Below are 17646 nucleotides of genomic sequence, written 5' to 3'. Positions count from 1 at the left end.
ACTCTTAATCAATGGGTTCTGGGTTCAAGTCCCAGGGGGCGCACAATATAAGATGCCCGACCGGTTAGCCGGTCGGGTATCTTTGTTTCTCTTACTTCTTTCTATTTCTTCATAACCACTCTGGCAAGATACTTTCAGCTGGGGCTGGCTAGAGTTTCCATGCCTCAATAATGACGCGCTTAAAATCTTCGATATCCAGTGCCTGCTCGAGCAGTCCACTGCCTTCAGTAGTATGCACTTCTACCTGGGGGTCGAAGGTGAGCGAGAAAGATGTGCCGTTGGTGGACTCTAGCCCAAATGAGTAATCTGAGAGGCTAAAAGTGCGCGCGGCGTTCGTATTGTCAATAGAGGTGGGCGTGCCAGCCCCCTGCACATCAGGTAATGAGAGTGGGGCAATGATGGCCTCGCGGGGAGTGTCTCTGTAACCAATGAGGAAACAGCTTTGATTCTCTTCCTGGTGGGAGGCCACATCTGGGTTGCGGTAAATGGATGAACCTGTAGCAAAAACCAGGTTGTAGGCTCCGTAGTTAATAATCTGACTATCGAAGACAGTGTGCAGGGCCTTGGCGATTTCACTACTGGTGAGCTGGGGTTCAGTCATGTCATCAGTCTACGTGCTATAGACGAAGTGATGGTAAGAATAATGTTATCCGCACCCTAAAAGTCTTTAAATGACGAGGTGAGGGCCTATAACCAACAGATGAAGGAAAGTTGTACTACACCTAGCTCGTGGCTCCTGCCATATCGGCGAGAAAGCTCTACCAAGCTCGTTGGAGGCCACCGCTCTAAAAAACAATTCCAAAAACACCGAAACCGCCTCTCAAGACCGGCAGAAACCACTACGCTAGAGACAAACAGTTCATAAACACTAAGGCCTGGCAGCGCCTGCTGCCTCTCAACTCACCAAGGAGATCAAAAACTATGGCAAAGATCTACTACAATGACGATGCCGATCTGACCTATATCGCAGAACGCTCTGTCGCTATCATCGGCTACGGCTCCCAGGGGCAAGCCCACGCCCTTAACCTCCGTGACTCCGGCGTAGACGTCCGTGTAGGCCTAGCAGAAGACTCAAGTTCATGGGCCATGGCAGAAGCAGAAGGCCTGCGCGTCATGTCTGTAGCTGAAGCCGCAGCTGAAGCTGATCTCATTATGATGCTGACCTCCGACCAGGTTCAGGCAGAAATCTACAAACAAGACATCGCCCCCAACCTCAACGAAGGCGACGCCCTTTTCTTTGCCCACGGCTTTAGCGTCGTTTTCGGTTATATTGACGCCCCTGAAGGTGTAGATCTTGCCCTGGTTGCACCTAAGGGCTCTGGCGACCTTATTCGCCGCGAGTTCGAGGCAGGACGCGCCGTACCTGCCCTGGTAGCTGTCGAAAAGGACGCCTCAGGTGAGGCTCTTGACCTTGCTCTAGCCTATGCAAAGGCCCTGGGTGCAACCCGCGCAGGGGTTATCGAAACCACCTTCAAGGAAGAAACTGAATCAGATCTCTTCGGCGAGCAGGCTGTGCTCTCTGGTGGGATCTCGCAGCTCATTAAGTACGGCTTTGAAACTCTGACTGAAGCGGGCTGTCAGCCTGAAATTGCCTACTTCAAGGTTCTGCACGAACTGAAACTCACGGTAGACCAGCTGGTCAAGGGTGGCATTGCTCACCACAGCCAGGAAATCTCAGATACCGCTGAATACGGTAGCTATGTCTCTGGCTCCCGCGTCATCACCCCCGAGGTCAAAGAAAACATGAAGGCTGTGCTAGCTGACATCCAGAACGGCACCTTTGCCCAGCGTTTTATGGACGACCAGAAAGCTGGGGGAGCTGAGCTGAAGGAACTGCGCGCTCAGGGCGAATCCCACCCCATCGAAGCTGCTGGCCGTGAACTGCGCAAACTCTTCGCCTAAGCTAAGGTTCTGGCCGCAGGCTCTATGAGCGAGGCATTTACCTGCTAACGCTAGGTCATCTGTGCTGTTCCTAGAGTGAAATATATGCAGCTGACTAGCTACCCCCACCTGGGTAGCTAGTCGGCTCTTGCTAATCCCGGTAAACTAGGGAAGTGGTCGAGTTACAGCCGTACGGTGAACTGTAGCTCACACCACAGAAGCACCTGCTCATTGTGAGCCTACCAACCAGCGGCGTCCTTAGGGTCCGAAGCGCCAGCTGCACCACACTAGCCCCAACTGTCACCAGTAAAAGGAAACCACCCGTGACCGCAAAACCAGTCGTTCTTCTCGCTGAAGAACTCTCACCTGCCACCGTTGAAGCCCTGGGCCCCGATTTTGAAATCCGCTCTTGCGACGGGGCAAACCGGGAAGAACTCATCCCGGCTATCGCCGATGTTGACGCCATCCTCGTGCGCTCAGCCACCCAGGTCGATGCAGAAGCCATCGCCGCGGCCAAGAAGCTCAAAGTTATCGCCCGCGCAGGCGTAGGCCTCGACAACGTTGATATCAAAGCCGCCACCGCAGCAGGCGTCATGGTCGTCAACGCACCCACCTCTAACGTCATCTCAGCAGCAGAACTCACCGTCGGGCACATCCTGGGCCTGTCCCGCAACATCGCTGCTGCTGATGCCTCCATGAAAGCTGGCCAGTGGAAGCGCTCCGCCTTCTCAGGTGTTGAGCTCTTTGAAAAGACCATCGGTATCATCGGCATCGGTCGAATCGGTGGCCTGGTTGCAGAACGCCTCAAGGCCTTCGGCACCGAGATTATCGCCTACGACCCCTTCGTCACCTCTGCCCGTGCAGCAGCCCTGGGCGCAGAACTGGTAGAACTGGACGAACTGGTAGAGCGCTCCGACTTCATCACCATCCACATGCCCCGCACCCCTGAAACTATGGGCATGATTAACGCCGAGAGCTTCAAGAAGATGAAGAAGACCGCTTATGTGGTCAACGTAGCTCGCGGTGGCCTGATCGATGAAGCCGACCTTGACGCTGCCCTACGCTCAGGTGAGATCGCTGGCGCCGCCATTGACGTTTACGTCAAAGAACCTGCTAAGAACGTACCCTTTGTTGAGCTGCCCAACGTGGTTGCTACCCCCCACCTGGGTGCCTCCACTTTTGAGGCTCAGGAAAAGGCTGGTGTATCCGTCGCCAAGTCTGTACGCCTGGCCCTGGAAGGTGACCTCGTACCCGATGCTGTCAACGTAGCCGGTGGTGCTATTGACAAGCAGGTGCGCCCCGGTGTTCCCCTGGCTGAAAAGGCAGGCCGCATCCTCACCGCTATCGGCGGCGACGAGGCTCTCACCCGCGTTGAGGTGAAAATTGCTGGTGAAATCGCTACCAAGGACGTCACCTCCCTTAAACTCTCAGCCCTCAAGGGTGTCTTCACTGACGTTGTCTCAGAAAAGGTTTCCTACGTTAACGCCCCCGTGCTGGCAGAACAGCGCGGTGTGGAAGTTGAGCTGGTCACCACCACCGACACCGAGTACTTCCGTAACGAAACCGTACTCACCGGTGCTCTGGCCAATGGCGAAGTTATCAAGGTAGCCGGTACCGTCACCGGGCCTAAGCTGATTGAGAAGCTGACCAACGTCAACGGCTACGACATCGAGATCCCCATCACCGACCACATGCTGGTGCTTGAATACGAAGACCGCCCCGGCGTCATCGCAGCTATCGGTACCCTGCTCGGAACTGCCTCCATTAACATCGCCGGTATGCAGGTATCTCGTAATGACAAGAACGCCGAGGCCCTCTGCGTCCTGGCCCTGGACTCAGCCCTGAACAACGAGGTGCTTGATTCCATCAAGCGCGTGGTCAACGCTTCACGTGCGGCCATCATCAACCTGGCTGACTAGCTAGTAGCGCGGGTGGGCTTCGGGAAAGCCCACCCGTACCTTTTTCCCATGTGAAATAGGGTTCGCAGTGGTTGGTGTAAACGGGTAAAGTGGTAGCTATGACTTCTACCCCGTACTACATCACCACTGCGATTTCTTACCCCAACGGCGCCCCCCATATCGGGCATGCCTACGAGGTTATTGCCGCCGATACCATGGCACGTTTCAAGAAGCTGGACGGCTTCGATGTACGCTTCATGACCGGTACCGATGAGCACGGGCAGAAGATGCAGACCACCGCCGCCAAGCAGGGCAAAACCCCCAAAGAACTGGCAGATGAGAACTCCGCTCGTTTCCGTGCCATGGCTGAACTGGTCGGAGCTGACTTCGAGCGTTTCATCCGCACCACCGATGCAGACCACTACGCAGCTTCTCAGGCCATCTGGAAGAAGATGGAAGAGAACGGCGATATCTACCTGGATAAGTACGCCGGCTGGTACTCGGTGCGCGATGAGGCCTACTACACCGAAGAAGAAACCGAGGTGCGAGAGGGCGTGCGCTACGCTACCTCAACTGGCACCGAGGTTGAGTGGACTGAAGAAGAATCTTACTTCTTCCGCCTCTCCAAATACGGTGAGCGCCTGCTAGAGCTCTACTCCACGCAGGGCTTCGTCTACCCTGAGTCCCGCCGCAATGAGCTGGCCTCCTTCATCAAGAACGGCCTGAACGACCTTTCCATCTCACGTACCACCTTCGACTGGGGCGTGCCTGTCCCTGGGAATGATCGGCACGTCATGTACGTCTGGGTGGACGCCTTGACCAACTACCTCACCGGCCTGGGCTACCCCGATACTGAGGGCGAACTTTTCACCAAGTTCTGGCCTGCTAACCTGCACCTAATCGGTAAGGACATCACCCGTTTCCACGCCATCTACTGGCCTGCCTTCCTCTGGTCAGCCGGTCTGGAACTTCCCCAGCGCGTCTTTGGCCACGGCTTCTTGCTAGTGGATGGGGAGAAGATGAGTAAGTCTATTGGCAACGTGGTTGATCCGGCTGACCTGGTAGCTAGCTTCGGCCTGGACCAGTTGCGTTTCTTCCTGCTGCGTGATGTCTCCTTCGGGCAGGACGGCTCCTACTCAGCAGAAGGCATTAAGAACCGCATCAACTCAGACCTGGCCAACGACCTGGGTAACCTGGCCCAGCGATCCCTGTCTATGGTTGCAAAGAACTGTGAAGGCAAGGTGCCTGCTCACGGTGCTTTCACCGCAGAAGACACCGCCATGCTTGAGATGGCTGCCTCCCTCTATGAGCCGGTCCGTACTGATTTTGATGAGCAGGCCTTCCACCGCGCCCTAGAGCGCATCTGGCAGGTTGTGGGTGAAGCTAACCGCTACTTCACCGCCCAGGAGCCCTGGAAGTTGCGCAAGACTGATCTAGAGCGCATGAACACTGTGCTATACGTGACCGCTGAGGTGCTTCGTATTGTTGCCACCTTGGCTCAGCCGGTCATGCCTACTTCTATGGGGAAGATGCTTGATTTGCTGGCTGTTGAGCCTAAGAATCGTGTCTTCGCGGCCCTGAGCCAGGCCCTGGTGCCCGGTACTGAGCTTCCCGCCCCGGCCCCTGTTTTCCCTCGCTATGAGGAGCCTAAGAACGCCTAAACAGGTAGTCTCACCTCACAGCAGACTTAAGGACGCGGCCGCCCACCTTTCTACCCGAATGGTGGGGGCCGCGTCCTTATCTTTTTTCATCAGCTACTTACCTTAACCGGCTTGTGAGCCTAGCAGGAGGTCAGCTCGTTAGGAGGCAGGGAACCAGCCGAGTTCTGTCACCTTGTAGTAGATCATTTGTGAGAGGGCGATATAGCCCCAGCCGTTGAGGTGCAGACCGTCTGATGAGTAGAGTGAGGGCGGGATTTTACCTTCGTCGTAGGCGTCACGGTCAGTATCTGATGACCAGACACCAGAGCCTGCTAGGGCCCCGTAGCGTAGCCAGGATTCTTGGGTTGTCTCGCGCAGGTAGGTATCTGGGTTGATGAAGAGGGTGCCGTAGGTTTTGGCTGCCCAATCGTTGTAGGCCTGGACCTGCTGAGCGCGCCTTGAATCAGAACCGTCACCGCGGGAGGCGAACTGACCCATGACGAGGGTACGCTTGGGTGCAAGCGCGAAGCAGGCTTCTGTGTCTTTGGTGATGCGGTCAAAGTCGTTGAGATTGTTTCGCCCAATCTGAATGATGTGGTACGAGGAACGCGAAATCATCTCTTGGTAGGAGTGGAACCAGGAGGCTGGGCTATCAGAAGGAGCATAGACTGCTTCACCTGGTACGGCGCGAGTGAAAATGTATGTGCCTTCTGTGGCCCCAGAGGTCAGGACGCCTGGCACAGCCGATACATAACCGGGCAGGTAAGCTACTGACCCCCAGGCCAGGTGGGAGGTGTCAGAAACTTTGACGGTCACTGACCCTGAGGCTGGGATCATGTTGTTAGGGAAGATGAGCTTGTACATGGACTGGGCGACCCCGCGGCGGGCGGCGATCATGGTGGAGGTTTCACCGCCGCGACCAAATCTAAGGACCGGTATCTGAAGGTAACTTGCTAGCTGCCCGTCGATGGAGGCATCGTACCCGGCGGGGACTCCTTGTTCTGCGTTCGCCCCGCCAAAGGAGGAGCTGCCCCATAGGGCAATGGAGGGGCCGGTGATGGTGGGGTAGTGGAAGTCTGCTGAAAAGACGCTGGAGCTGGCGTCTGCGGCATGGGCAGTAGCGTTGAGAGCTGCGGTGCCTGCCGCTGTGGCAACACCGGCCACACCGGTGAGCGCGGCAAAGCGCATGAGACCACGGCGGCTGGTCTGAATTCCTTGCTGGTCAAGGGAGGTCATAAGGGTAAGAATCTGCTTTCTGTGACTAGGTCGTCGTGGGTTTCTTGTGAGGTTGTGGTGATACTGCTTCTTCATAGTAGTTAGAATTGAGGCTGATTATCTAGGGAGGACGCCGTGTCATTACTTACGAACCGTTACGTACAGGGGCTTACCGTACTGGGGTGTTTCACCCTTGTGGGGTTAGTGGGTTGTTCTTCGCAGCCTCAGAACTTTGATGAGCTCACCGCTGCTGAGAAGACCCAGGCTGAACATCTTGAGAGCTTGCAGTCCTGGATTTTTCCTCCGTCTGAGGCGGAGTCTGCCCGTAGGGCTTTTGTTGAGCGTTGCGTGGCTGAGGCTGGCGGTAGCTATAAGGAGCCTGAGGTTGGGCTTACGCTAGAGTCTGCTGTTTACACCGGCCGCACCACTGAAGAGCTGAAGACTTCTGGCTACGGGAAGCTCCCTGCCGCTGAGGGCCGGCCGGCTGCTAGCTTTAACCAGAAGGGCCTGGACGCTTACCTAGGGGAGGGCGGGGAAACCTTCACCGTAACTTTCATGGACTATTCCAGTGGGGAACTGGACTCAACCGGGTGTATGGCTCAGAGCTACGAGTACATCTACGGTTCAGCGGAGGACGGGGTGAAGGCTGCCCTGCTGGCCCCTGAATTCGCCCAGGCCATTGAGACTAGCCTGCGAACTGATGAGAACTACCTGGCCTTACAAGAATCATGGGGTACTTGCATGAGCGAAGCGGGCTTCAGCCAGGTCTCAAGCACTGACGAAGCCGCTTACGCCGCTAGCCTTTTGAACGCCGATGACGCTAAGGGTATGCTCAAGGCCGATATTTCGTGCCGTGAGAACATGTCTTTTGATTCTTCTGTCGCCGATCTAAAGAGTTCTTACTACGAGTCGGTCTACAAGCGCCTTGAGCAGTTTTCTAAGGACCTTGAGGGTATTCACGCAACCGCTGTGGAGCGAACTGCAAGTGATAAAACAGATCCCAAGAACACTTCGCCGGTAACTGTGCCTACTCCTACAGCTAGCCCAACTGCCAGCTAGAGCTGGGGCTATACCAGCCCCGCCTCGTAGGCAATAATGACGGCCTGCACGCGGTCGCGGGCCTCAAGTTTAGTCAAAATATGTGAGACATGGGTTTTGACAGTCGCCTCAGAAACAAAGAGCTCTTGCGCCATCTCCCCATTAGAGAGCCCCTGAGCAATCAGCAAAAACAACTCATGTTCTCGGTTAGTGAGGCTGGCGATCTTCTCAGCGTGTTTCTGGGGCGCCTGCTGGGTGGGCGCGCCCCCTGCCAGATGGGGAATCATCTGCTCTAGAAGCCGCTTGGTAGCACTGGGTGCAATTACAGCGTCCCCACGCTGCACCGTCCTGATAGCCCCTAAAAGCTGCTCGGGCGGGGCGTCCTTGAGCAGGAACCCGCTGGCTCCGCGCTGGACCGCGGCATACACATAGTCGTCGATGTCAAAGGTAGTGAGCATAACCACCTTCACCTGGGGGAAGGCCTCGATAATCGCCCCGGTAGCCTCAATACCATCGAGTACCGGCATACGCACATCCATGAGCACCACATCAGGGCCCAGCCCTTCGGCCTGCAGCTCGGCGACCTGCTCAATGGCCTGCTGGCCGTCGCTGGCCTGGGCTACCACCTGCATATCAGCCTGGGAACCAATCAGCATCGCCAGACCAGAACGAACTAAATGCTGGTCATCGACAAGAAGAACTCTAATCACAGTTTTACTTTCACATTTCTTTTCACATCGGGCAAACAGGCCATTGTTATCTTCACACAAGATTAGGGCACAAAAGGAATCTGAGCGAAAACCCTAAAAGACCCGTCAGCTAGCCTGCCATACTGCAAGGTGCCATGGTACATATCGATGCGCTCGCGCATACCTAGGAGTCCGCGGCGGGCACCTGGTAGTGGCTGGCAGGGCTCTTGTTGCGGCTGGTTGGTAATGTCAATATCAAGGGTCTGTTTGCCTTTGCTGATGGTGACGGTCACTAGGGGAGTGGCCGGGCAGTGCTTGGCTACGTTGGTGAGGGCTTCTTGCACGATACGGTAGCTGGTCAGGTCGGCTCCTTGTGGCAGTTTCTCTTCAACCCCTGAGACCATGCTCAGCTGCACTGGTATGCCTAGTCTTTGAGTTTGTTCAATCAGCTGGGGGATATCGTGCAGGGCTGGTAGCGGTTCAACTGTTGTTGTTTCATCGGTGCGTAGGACTCCGAGTAGGGTGCGCATCTGCTGCAGGGCTGAGCGTGCGGTCTCAGAAATGGTGGCCAGGGTGGTAATTTCCACCGGCTCTGTGGGGGCGGAGGCTGCCACCGCCTTCTCCGTCTGCTGGGCAGTAGCAGCGTAGCGGGCTCCGTCCGCCTGAGTAATGATGACAGACAGAGAATGAGCGACAATATCGTGCATTTCTCGGGCGATGCGGGCCCGCTCGTCTAAGGCAGCCAGTGCCCGCTCCTGTTCCCGCTCGTGTTCTAGCTGGCGGTTTCGCTCCAACAGGGCCCGGTGACTTTGTTCTCGTAGTCGCCGGGAGTCGCCAAAGAACCAGGCGATTGTGACGATAGCTGCACAGATAAAAACAGCGGCAAGGGCGGTAATGTAGAACACGAGGGCACTGGGGTTATAGGCCAAAAAGGGGCGGGTGAAAATAAAGCCGCCGACGGCTGAGGCGAAAAGGGCCGCAATAAGAGTGCCCGTACGCACCGGCTTAGAATAATATCGCGCCAGGTGGTAGACCATAAACGGGGCAGCCCACCAGGAACCCACCGCAGGGTAGGGGGCAGGGATAGTTACCAGAAGCGAAACTACTACTAGCACCAGAACCAGCATGGGCCGGGAGTACCTGAAGTAGAGGCTCGATGTGGCAACCAGCCAAGCCCCTACGAAGATGAGCGACCAAGTCATCATCAGGGAACCAAAGGTAAAAACTGTTACCAAGGTCAATAGCTGCCCCAGGGCAACAGCTATCGCGTTGACCAGCTTCTTCCGGCGCTGGGTAGCGGCCAGGTCTATTTGTAGGGTATCCACCCTCCCAGTCTAAAAGCCCACCCCACCCCGACCGGGTGCGCAGGGGCGTCCGCACCTCAAATTCATACCCTAGTATGAGTGCCTCACAGCACCAGGCGCTGAGTTTCGGTAGGCTTATACTCATGCAGTACATCTCAACCCGCGACACCACCCGCACTCCCGCTCACTTCACCGATATCCTGCTCGGCGGCCTTGCCCCCGACGGCGGCCTCTACCTACCCGAAACCTACCCCACCCTCGATGATGCCACTCTCGCCCGCTGGCGCACTGTGCTGACTGAGGAAGGCTATGCAGCTCTGGCCGCAGAGGTACTGCAACTCTTCATCGACGATATTCCGGTTGAAGACATTAAGGCTATGACCGCCCGGGCCTACTCCTACCCCAAATTCGCTTCAGAAGAGATCGTGCCGGTCACCGAACTGGAACCCGGTATTCTCATCGGCCACCTCTCTGAGGGCCCCACTGCTGCTTTCAAGGACATGGCCATGCAGCTCCTGGGTGAACTCTTCGAATATGAACTAGCCCGCCGCGGTGAAACCCTGAACATTGTGGGTGCCACCTCAGGCGATACCGGCTCCTCCGCTGAGTACGCCATGCGCGGACGCCCCGGCATCAAGGTTTTCATGCTCACCCCCGCCGGGCGCATGACCCCCTTCCAGCAGGCCCAAATGTTCGGCCTAGACGATGAAAACATCTTCAACGTGGCTCTCGACGGGGTCTTTGACGACTGCCAGGACGTCGTCAAAGCTATTTCTGCTGACGCTGCCTTCAAGGCTGAAAAGCGTATTGGTGCAGTGAACTCCATCAACTGGGCCCGCCTGATGGCCCAGGTGGTCTACTATGTTTCTTCCTGGATTCGCGCCACCGAAACCAACGACCAGAAGGTTTCCTTCTGCGTGCCCACCGGCAACTTTGGTGACATCTGCGCCGGGCACATTGCCCGCCAGATGGGCCTACCCATTGATCGCCTGATTGTGGCAACCAACGAGAATGACGTGCTTGACGAGTTCTTCCGCACCGGTGACTACCGGGTACGCTCATCAGCTGATACCTATGAGACCTCTAGCCCTTCTATGGATATCTCCCGTGCCTCTAACTTTGAGCGTTTCATCTACGACCTGCTAGGCCGCGACGCCGAACGCACCGCTGACCTCTTTGGCCTTAAGGTGCGCCAGGGCGGTTTCTCACTTGCAGATGAGGAAGTCTTCGCTGAAGCAGCTGAGCGCTACGGCTTTGCGTCAGGCCGCTCCACCCACGCCGACCGTATCGCCACCATCCGCGATGCCCATGAGCGTCTGGGTGTGCTCCTTGACCCCCACACCGCAGATGGTGTGAAGGTCGCCCGCGACTGGGCTGAGAAGATTGACACCCCCATCATCTGTCTAGAGACCGCCCTGCCGGTCAAGTTCGCTCAGACTATCGCTGAAGCTACCGGCTCCGAGCCTGAAATTCCTGAGCGTTTTGCGGGCATCATGGAGGCCGACCGCCACGTCATTGACCTGCCCAACGAGGTTGAGGCGGTCAAGGAGCTGATTGCGAAGAAGGTCTAACCGTTCGCCTTTTCTCTCCCTCACTGAACCACATGCCTGGTTGTCTGCCCTGCTAAACCCTGGGGCACTAGGCTCACTATATGAAACCACATCGACTTCGTGGATATCCCTTGGGCCATGACGCTACCGCAGCTCGTATTGAGCAGGCTGTAGAAGCGGACCTCACCGCCCGCCCTGGGGTAAACCGCGCAACTGGCGAGATTGGCGATGCAATTCTGGCCCAACTTCGCCAAAGATGCTGGAGCCCCACCGAAACCCGGTGAGGTTTTACATAAGACAGGAAAGTTTTACATAAGAGGGGCAAGGTTTTACATAAGCTAGCCAACAGGGCACATTCCCTTAGGGTAATCTAGAAGAGCGAACCCCCGTCAAACAGTTTGAAGGATAAGCATGTCTCTCGAATTCACAATTAACCGCAACCCCAACCCCGCCAGCGATGAGCGCCGCGCCGAAATCTTGGCTAACCCCGGCTTCGGTGACTACTTCACCGACCACATGGTACGCATCGACTGGAAGGGCACCGGAGCTGACAACGGCGAATGGTCCAACGCCCAGGTACTGCCCTACGGCCCGATCACTCTTGACCCTGCCGCCGGTGTGCTGCACTACGGCCAGGAAATTTTTGAGGGCATCAAGGCCTACCGTCAGGCTGATGGTTCTATCACCACCTTCCGCCCTGAAGAGAACGCTGCCCGCCTGAACAAGTCAGCAGACCGCCTGGTACTGCCTCACCTGCCTGAGGAGCTTTTTGTTGAGGCCATGCGTCAGCTCGTTGAGATTGACGCCGCCTGGGTTCCTTCCGGTGATGGTGAGTCCCTCTACCTGCGCCCCTTCATGATCGCTACTGAGGCTTTCTTGGGTATTCGCCCTGCCCGCGAGGTTGCTTTCTTCATTATTGCTTCCCCCGCAGGTAACTACTTCGGTACCCCCAAGCCCGTTGACATTTGGCTTTCTACCACTTACGCCCGTGCGGGTGTTGGCGGTACCGGTGAGGCTAAGTGCGGCGGTAACTACGCTGCGTCTTTGGCTGCTCAGATTGAGGGCCAGGAGCAGGGTTGCAAGCAGGTTATCTTCAAGGACCCCAACCGTGGGGACGCCATTGAAGAGCTGGGCGGCATGAACATTTTCTTCGTCTACAAGGACGGCCACATTGTCACCCCTGAGCTGACCGGTACTATTCTGCGCGGTATTACCCGTAAGTCCATCATTAAGCTGGCTCAGGACCGCGGCCACCAGGTTGAAGAGCGCAAGATTACTTTGAGCGAGTGGCGCGAGGGCGTCGCCTCAGGTGAGATTGTCGAAATCTTCGCTTGTGGTACTGCCGCTGTGATTACCCCCGTCGGTAAGCTCAAGGCCGCTGACTTTGAGATCCCTTCAGCTTCTGGTGCGGACGGCGGCGAGGTCACCATGGCCCTGCGTGAAGAGCTCGTTGGCATCCAGACCGGTAAGGTTGAGGACCGCTTCGACTGGAACGTCAAGCTGGTCTAACCTTCCCTGAGGATAGGTGCTACCATCTAGATCAGAAAAACCCACCAACTGGTGGGTTTTTCTGGTTTATATGGTCTTTTCTAGTTGTTGTTGAGGTATCTTTACACAGCAGACCAGAAGGAAGGAAGAGTAAGTGGCAGAAGAACCTGAGGTAGCAAAAAAGATACGGCGGACTCATGAATTGGGTTTTGTGTTAGTAACGGGTGCCTGGGGCGCAGGTGCTTTTATCTATGGCTGGTTATTGGCTGGGGTATTTTACAAGCGTGAGTACTGGAATCTCACCTTTGAAGCATTAGGCTGGGCGGACTGGGGGCTAGCCTTAATCTGCTGCCTTGGCGCAGGCGCGGTAAGTGTATGGGCTTCTTCAAGTAAGAAGTCGGCAGAAAGTGATAGTAAGCAGCTCTTTCGAATTGTTGTGGCTGTTCTGCCTGCTCTTTTTCTGGTATCGGCTCTAGCTGTTCTGGTTCTTACTCTTGCTACCTATAACGGGGACTGGAAAGAAGCCCGACAGGGAATTGCTACAGCCTTTGCTGCTCTGATTGCGGCTGTGGGTGTGGTGGTCTCCGTTGCGGTGAGCTATAGGACGGGGGAAGAGAACCGTCTTTCCCAGGAGAAGAACTTACAGACTCAGCTAGAAAGCCAGCAGAAGCATCTTGAAACCCAGTTAGAGCATCAGAGAGCACTAGAAGAAGAAAAGAGGAGAAGAGAACAGCAGAAGTTAGATGCGGAGCTGATTAAAAATCTCAATGACAGACTACATGAGATTATCCCCCGCCGCTATGGAGATGTTCCTAAGGAAGTATCAGCTACCTACTTCCAGTTAGCAGCCCTTTATAAGGACTGGGAGACGCTATCTTCTACCTCACCTTTAATTGCACTACAAAAAGAAGGTCAGCAACATAATATTCTTAAGATCATTTTTGGGGTGTATCAAGAGCTAGAAGATGAGGAAGTGGATGTGCGAAGTGAACTTGATCTTCGTACTCTAAATTCTGTTATTCAGGATATTTTTCCCAGGTATCAAGCGAGTGATGAGGGAAATAGTCAAAATGAATTTGAAATAAAAGAGGCCTGTCGGTCTAGTTTTAATCTAAGCTACTTGGACTTGCGGGGTCTTAACTTAAGTCAGCTGGATTTGCGGAATTCAAAACTACATGGTGCACATTTGGAGGGAGCAAATTTATGGGGTGTGCACTTAGAGGGTGCTGAACTGAATAATGCTCATTTAAATAAAGCTTATTTAGTAGATGCATATCTGGAGGGGGCCTCTCTTCAAAATGCAAAGTTAGATAAAGCTACATTGCAGAATGCTTTCCTGCAAGGGGCAAATCTGATGGATGCATCGATGATTAGAGCTAAATTATGGGGCGCTCACCTTAAGAAAGCAAATTTACAAAAAGCAAATTTTGAAAGAACTATTTTAAGAGAAGCCTGTCTTGAGGAAGCTGATTTAAAGGGTGCTTATCTGATAGGGGTAACTCTAGAGAATGCTGAGCTATATGGCGCTTATATGAAAGATACCGTTTTCTTTGGGAATAAACGGGACTCGTTTGGTGCTGAATCCCGCCAACATATTGTTGGAACTCTGAAGTGTGTCCGTTCTTTGCCAAGCCGTAAAGAACTTCTTGGTTCTAAAGGATTTGACGAAATCTTGGTAGAAAATATTTTAAGAGGACATCAATCCTATTGGGATTCTTATCGAAAGTTCCTCAAGAATGATACTCATGATATAAATTCTGGAATGGGGTCACGGTAAATCTCTTCTTGAAGAGAAATTTTCTGTAGTGGGGAAATTAATGAGGGAATCCATTTGAGTTACTCTAAAATAGAATTTCGAATAATCGTTCTCGCTCTTGGGAAAGGTGCACAGAGTGGATGGAATGATGAGTTATCAGCAGATTTTAGCCTAGTTTAAAACTATCGATAAATTATTATGTGTAGAGATTATCTAAAATTAATATACTTCTTCAGGCCCTGGCTGGTGACATCATCAAAGCCCACGAAGAGTACCAGGCAGAAAATCAACAGTAAGCAAACACTCGCTTAGGCCACCTCCGCCCTAGGTGAGTCCGGTAGTCTAGAAGTATGCGCATTGCCCGATTTACTGTAGACGATACCCTGCACTTTGGCCTGGTTGAAGGTGAGCCTGGTGAAGAGACTGTTACTGTTCTCTCCGGCGACCCTTTCTACACCGGCATTAACCCCACCGATAAGCGGTACCCGGTTGCGGACGTCCGCCTACTGGCCCCCATTATTCCCCGTTCCAAGGTGATTGGGGCGGCCCGCAACTGGCACGACCACGCCTCCGAGCTGGGCAACGAGACCCCCACAACGCCTCAGTTCTTCTTCAAGCCCAACACCTCCGTCATTGGCCCTGGCGACCCTATCGCCTTACCTGAGTGGTCCGATGATGTTTCCTTTGAAGGGGAATTGGCTGTTGTGATTGGCCGTATCGCCAAGTCCGTGCCTCTGGATCGTGTGCCTGAGGTGATTTACGGTTACACGGTCGCCAATGACCTGACTGCCCGCGACGCCCAAAATACCGACGTTCAGTGGGCCCGCGCCAAGGGCTTTGACGGCTCCTGCCCCCTAGGCCCCTGGATTGAAACCGAGCTCGATCCTGACGACCTCACCATCCAAACCTGGGTGGATGGGGACCTCAAACAGGACGGCACCACAGCCGACATGGTTTTCTCCGTCGCCGAGCTAGTCGCCGCCGCCAGCGAATACTTCACCCTGCTGCCGGGCGATGTGATTCTGACCGGTACCCCCGCCGGGGCAGGGCGCCTGAGCGCCGGTAACGAGGTCGAAATTGAGGTTGAGGGTATCGGCTCCCTCATTAATACCGTCCGCGCCGAGTAAACTAGAACCCAAGAACAGCTTTCAAGAAGAAAGGGATGTGCCCACATCCATGAGTGATTACGCTCTGAACCTCAAAGACCCCTCAGAGACCCGCGTCCGTTTCTGCCCTTCACCCACCGGCACCCCCCACGTGGGTATGGTGCGAACTGCCCTCTTCAACTGGGCTTACGCCAAGCACACCGGTGGCACCATGGTCTTCCGTATTGAAGATACGGACGCTGCCCGTGACTCCGAAGAATCCTTCAATCAGGTACTCGAATCCCTACAGTGGCTGGGTATCACCTGGGATGAGGGCGTCGGTATCGGCGGCCCCCACGCCCCCTACCGCCAATCAGAGCGTATGGACATCTACGATGAGGTGGTAGAGAAGCTCAAGGCCGGTGGCTTTATCTACGAAGACTTCTCAACCCCCGAAGAGGTTGAAGAGCGCCACAAGGCTAAGGGTGAAGACCCCAAGCTGGGGTACGACAACTTTGACCGTGACCTGACCGAAGAGCAGAAGGCCGACTACCGGGCTGAGGGCCGCACCCCCGTCTTGCGCTTGCGCATGCCTGATGAAGACATCACCTTCAATGACCTGGTGCGCGGTGAGATTACTTTCAAGGCCGGTTCTGTTCCAGACTTTGTGGTCGTCCGTGCCAACGGTAAGCCCCTTTACACCCTGGTTAACCCTGTTGATGATGCTCTTATGGGCATCACCCATGTGTTGCGCGGTGAAGACCTGCTGTCTTCAACTCCCCGCCAGATTGCTCTTTACCGGGCCCTGGTTGAGGTTGGTGTGACCAGCTTCATCCCTGAATTTGGGCACATGCCTTATGTGATGGGCCAGGGCAATAAGAAGCTCTCTAAGCGCGACCCCGAATCCAGCCTCTACAACCTGCTCGATGCTGGTTTCATCAAGGAAGGCCTGCTCAACTACCTCTCCCTGTTGGGCTGGTCCCTGTCCCACGATGAAGATATCTTCACCATGGATCAGATGGTTGCCGCCTTTGATATTAAGGATGTTCTGGCTAACCCTGCCCGCTTCGACCTGAAGAAGGCTGAAGCAATTAACGGTACCCACATTCGTCTGCTAGAGGCTGAGGATTTCCGCAACCGCCTGGTGCCTTTCTTGCACAAGGCTGAGCTGGTTTCTGCTGAGAGCTTTGAGAACCTGAGCGAATCTGAGCAGACTATTCTGACTGAGGCTGCGCCCCTGGTTCAGGAGCGTATGCAGCTTCTGGGTGAGGCCCCTGGCCTGCTAGGCTTCCTCTTTACCGCAGATGGCGAGATTGAGGTTGCTGAGGACGCGGCCAAGCAGCTCAAAGAGTCAGCCCCGGCTGTTCTGGATGCGGCGATCACCGCAGTTGAGGCCCTGGATGATTTCACTGCCGCAACTATCGAGGCTGCCCTGCGTGAAGCTATCGTTGAGGGCCTGGAGATTAAGCCCCGTCTGGCTTTTGGCCCGGTGCGTACCGCTATGAGCGGCCAGCGTATCTCACCGCCCCTCTTTGAGTCCATGGAGATTCTGGGTAAGGATTCCTCCCTTGCCCGTTTGAAGAAGCTGCGTGCGTCCTTGGCCTAATGCCACTAGCAGCATTATTTTATGAGCTTTAGCTCACTTGCCGCCCTGTTTCCTTGCCTGTGTGGGGGAGCGGGGCGGTACTTTTTACCTGGCTGTAGGGGCAGAAAGAGGCCTGCGCGGACGCCCGCAGCGGCTTTTTCAAGTTTTTTGACAAAAATTTTGGGGGCAAAAACCGCTAAAAATCAGGGTAAACACCAGGTAAACCAGCTGGTTGTGAGGTAGCTCTATAGATTTCGAGTTGCACGCTCTTGGTAGCTCGTATAGAGTTATTACTCGTTGCGGCGATGAATTCTCAAAGGAAATGAGTCGAAGCAAATAATAATGGGATATGGTGTAATTGGCAACACTACGGTTTCTGGTACCGTCATTCTAGGTTCGAGTCCTGGTATCCCAGCGAACATCTTATTTCAAGGTGTTATGGCCCCATCGTATAGCGGCCTAGTACTCCGCCCTCTCACGGCGGCAACACCGGTTCAAATCCGGTTGGGGTCACAGG

14 protein-coding genes and 2 tRNA genes are annotated in these 17646 nt (G+C 54.9%); 12 read left to right on the top strand and 4 right to left on the bottom strand.

The genetic code is table 11. The annotated features are described in order from the left end of the window. Positions 1–148: 148 nt before the first annotated feature. Positions 149–601 carry a hypothetical protein gene (locus ACED87_RS09040; RefSeq protein ID WP_449089976.1) on the bottom strand — a complete coding sequence of 151 codons (453 nt, stop codon included), beginning with the start codon at positions 599–601 and terminating at the stop codon, positions 149–151. Between the two features lie 320 nt (positions 602–921). Here ACED87_RS09040 and ilvC point away from each other — a divergent pair, with 320 nt between their 5' ends. The 3 genes from ilvC to metG all read left to right on the top strand — a co-directional run bounded on the left by ilvC (position 922) and on the right by metG (position 5440). Beyond that, entirely contained in the window at positions 922–1902 is a 981-nt protein-coding gene (gene ilvC, locus ACED87_RS09035) for a ketol-acid reductoisomerase (protein ID WP_449089975.1), read from the top strand. Between the two features lie 302 nt (positions 1903–2204). Next, positions 2205–3800, top strand: a complete 1596-nt coding sequence (serA, locus tag ACED87_RS09030) for a phosphoglycerate dehydrogenase (protein WP_449084053.1) — start codon at positions 2205–2207, stop codon at positions 3798–3800. A gap of 98 nt (positions 3801–3898) precedes the next feature. After that, positions 3899–5440, top strand: coding sequence for a methionine--tRNA ligase (gene metG, locus ACED87_RS09025; RefSeq protein ID WP_449084051.1), 1542 nt, complete (start codon positions 3899–3901; stop codon positions 5438–5440). 138 nt (positions 5441–5578) lie between these two features. Here metG and ACED87_RS09020 read toward each other — a convergent pair whose 3' ends face one another. Next, positions 5579–6655, bottom strand: coding sequence for a hypothetical protein (locus tag ACED87_RS09020; RefSeq protein WP_449084049.1), 1077 nt, complete (start codon positions 6653–6655; stop codon positions 5579–5581). A gap of 114 nt (positions 6656–6769) precedes the next feature. Here ACED87_RS09020 and ACED87_RS09015 point away from each other — a divergent pair, with 114 nt between their 5' ends. Then, positions 6770–7693, top strand: coding sequence for a hypothetical protein (locus ACED87_RS09015; protein ID WP_449084048.1), 924 nt, complete (start codon positions 6770–6772; stop codon positions 7691–7693). 8 nt (positions 7694–7701) lie between these two features. On the opposite strand, the gene ACED87_RS09010 is transcribed toward ACED87_RS09015, so the two are convergent. Beyond that, positions 7702–8382, bottom strand: coding sequence for a response regulator (locus ACED87_RS09010; protein ID WP_449084046.1), 681 nt, complete (start codon positions 8380–8382; stop codon positions 7702–7704). A 62-nt stretch (positions 8383–8444) separates the two neighbouring features. After that, the gene (locus ACED87_RS09005; RefSeq protein ID WP_449084044.1) at positions 8445–9686 is read right to left on the bottom strand and encodes a sensor histidine kinase; all 1242 of its coding nucleotides are present in this window, start codon (positions 9684–9686) and stop codon (positions 8445–8447) included. A 122-nt stretch (positions 9687–9808) separates the two neighbouring features. Here ACED87_RS09005 and thrC point away from each other — a divergent pair, with 122 nt between their 5' ends. The 8 genes from thrC (at position 9809) to ACED87_RS08965 (ending at position 17642) form a co-directional block, all read left to right on the top strand. Next, positions 9809–11236: a threonine synthase gene (gene thrC / locus ACED87_RS09000; protein WP_449084042.1), complete on the top strand. Its 1428-nt coding sequence runs from the start codon at positions 9809–9811 to the stop codon at positions 11234–11236. A gap of 80 nt (positions 11237–11316) precedes the next feature. Beyond that, entirely contained in the window at positions 11317–11499 is a 183-nt protein-coding gene (locus ACED87_RS08995; protein ID WP_449089974.1) for a hypothetical protein, read from the top strand. A gap of 127 nt (positions 11500–11626) precedes the next feature. After that, entirely contained in the window at positions 11627–12724 is a 1098-nt protein-coding gene (locus ACED87_RS08990; RefSeq protein WP_449084038.1) for a branched-chain amino acid aminotransferase, read from the top strand. Positions 12725–12857: 133 nt separating this feature from the next. Beyond that, positions 12858–14480: a pentapeptide repeat-containing protein gene (locus ACED87_RS08985; RefSeq protein WP_449084036.1), complete on the top strand. Its 1623-nt coding sequence runs from the start codon at positions 12858–12860 to the stop codon at positions 14478–14480. Between the two features lie 329 nt (positions 14481–14809). After that, positions 14810–15586 (top strand): fumarylacetoacetate hydrolase family protein, encoded by a 777-nt coding sequence (locus tag ACED87_RS08980; RefSeq protein WP_449084034.1) that lies wholly within the window; start codon positions 14810–14812, stop codon positions 15584–15586. A 49-nt stretch (positions 15587–15635) separates the two neighbouring features. Next, positions 15636–17150 (top strand): glutamate--tRNA ligase, encoded by a 1515-nt coding sequence (gene gltX / locus ACED87_RS08975; protein ID WP_449084032.1) that lies wholly within the window; start codon positions 15636–15638, stop codon positions 17148–17150. Between the two features lie 322 nt (positions 17151–17472). After that, positions 17473–17544, top strand: a tRNA-Gln gene (locus ACED87_RS08970). A gap of 25 nt (positions 17545–17569) precedes the next feature. Next, positions 17570–17642: transfer RNA gene (locus ACED87_RS08965), tRNA-Glu, on the top strand. Positions 17643–17646: the final 4 nt, after the last annotated feature.

Source organism: Rothia sp. 32237D007AR (assembly GCF_053544675.1).
Note: the sequence above shows the minus strand (reverse complement) of the source record. Positions and strands in the feature narration are given on the sequence as shown.

Coding starts and splice junctions, on each gene's coding strand:
- ACED87_RS08990 (WP_449084038.1), top strand. CDS start 11,627: ATGTCTCTCGAATTCACAATTAACCGCAACCCCAACCCCGCCAGCGAT.
- ACED87_RS09040 (WP_449089976.1), bottom strand. CDS start 601: ATGACTGAACCCCAGCTCACCAGTAGTGAAATCGCCAAGGCCCTGCAC.
- metG (WP_449084051.1), top strand. CDS start 3,899: ATGACTTCTACCCCGTACTACATCACCACTGCGATTTCTTACCCCAAC.
- thrC (WP_449084042.1), top strand. CDS start 9,809: ATGCAGTACATCTCAACCCGCGACACCACCCGCACTCCCGCTCACTTC.
- ACED87_RS09020 (WP_449084049.1), bottom strand. CDS start 6,655: ATGACCTCCCTTGACCAGCAAGGAATTCAGACCAGCCGCCGTGGTCTC.
- ACED87_RS08980 (WP_449084034.1), top strand. CDS start 14,810: ATGCGCATTGCCCGATTTACTGTAGACGATACCCTGCACTTTGGCCTG.
- ilvC (WP_449089975.1), top strand. CDS start 922: ATGGCAAAGATCTACTACAATGACGATGCCGATCTGACCTATATCGCA.
- ACED87_RS08995 (WP_449089974.1), top strand. CDS start 11,317: ATGAAACCACATCGACTTCGTGGATATCCCTTGGGCCATGACGCTACC.
- gltX (WP_449084032.1), top strand. CDS start 15,636: ATGAGTGATTACGCTCTGAACCTCAAAGACCCCTCAGAGACCCGCGTC.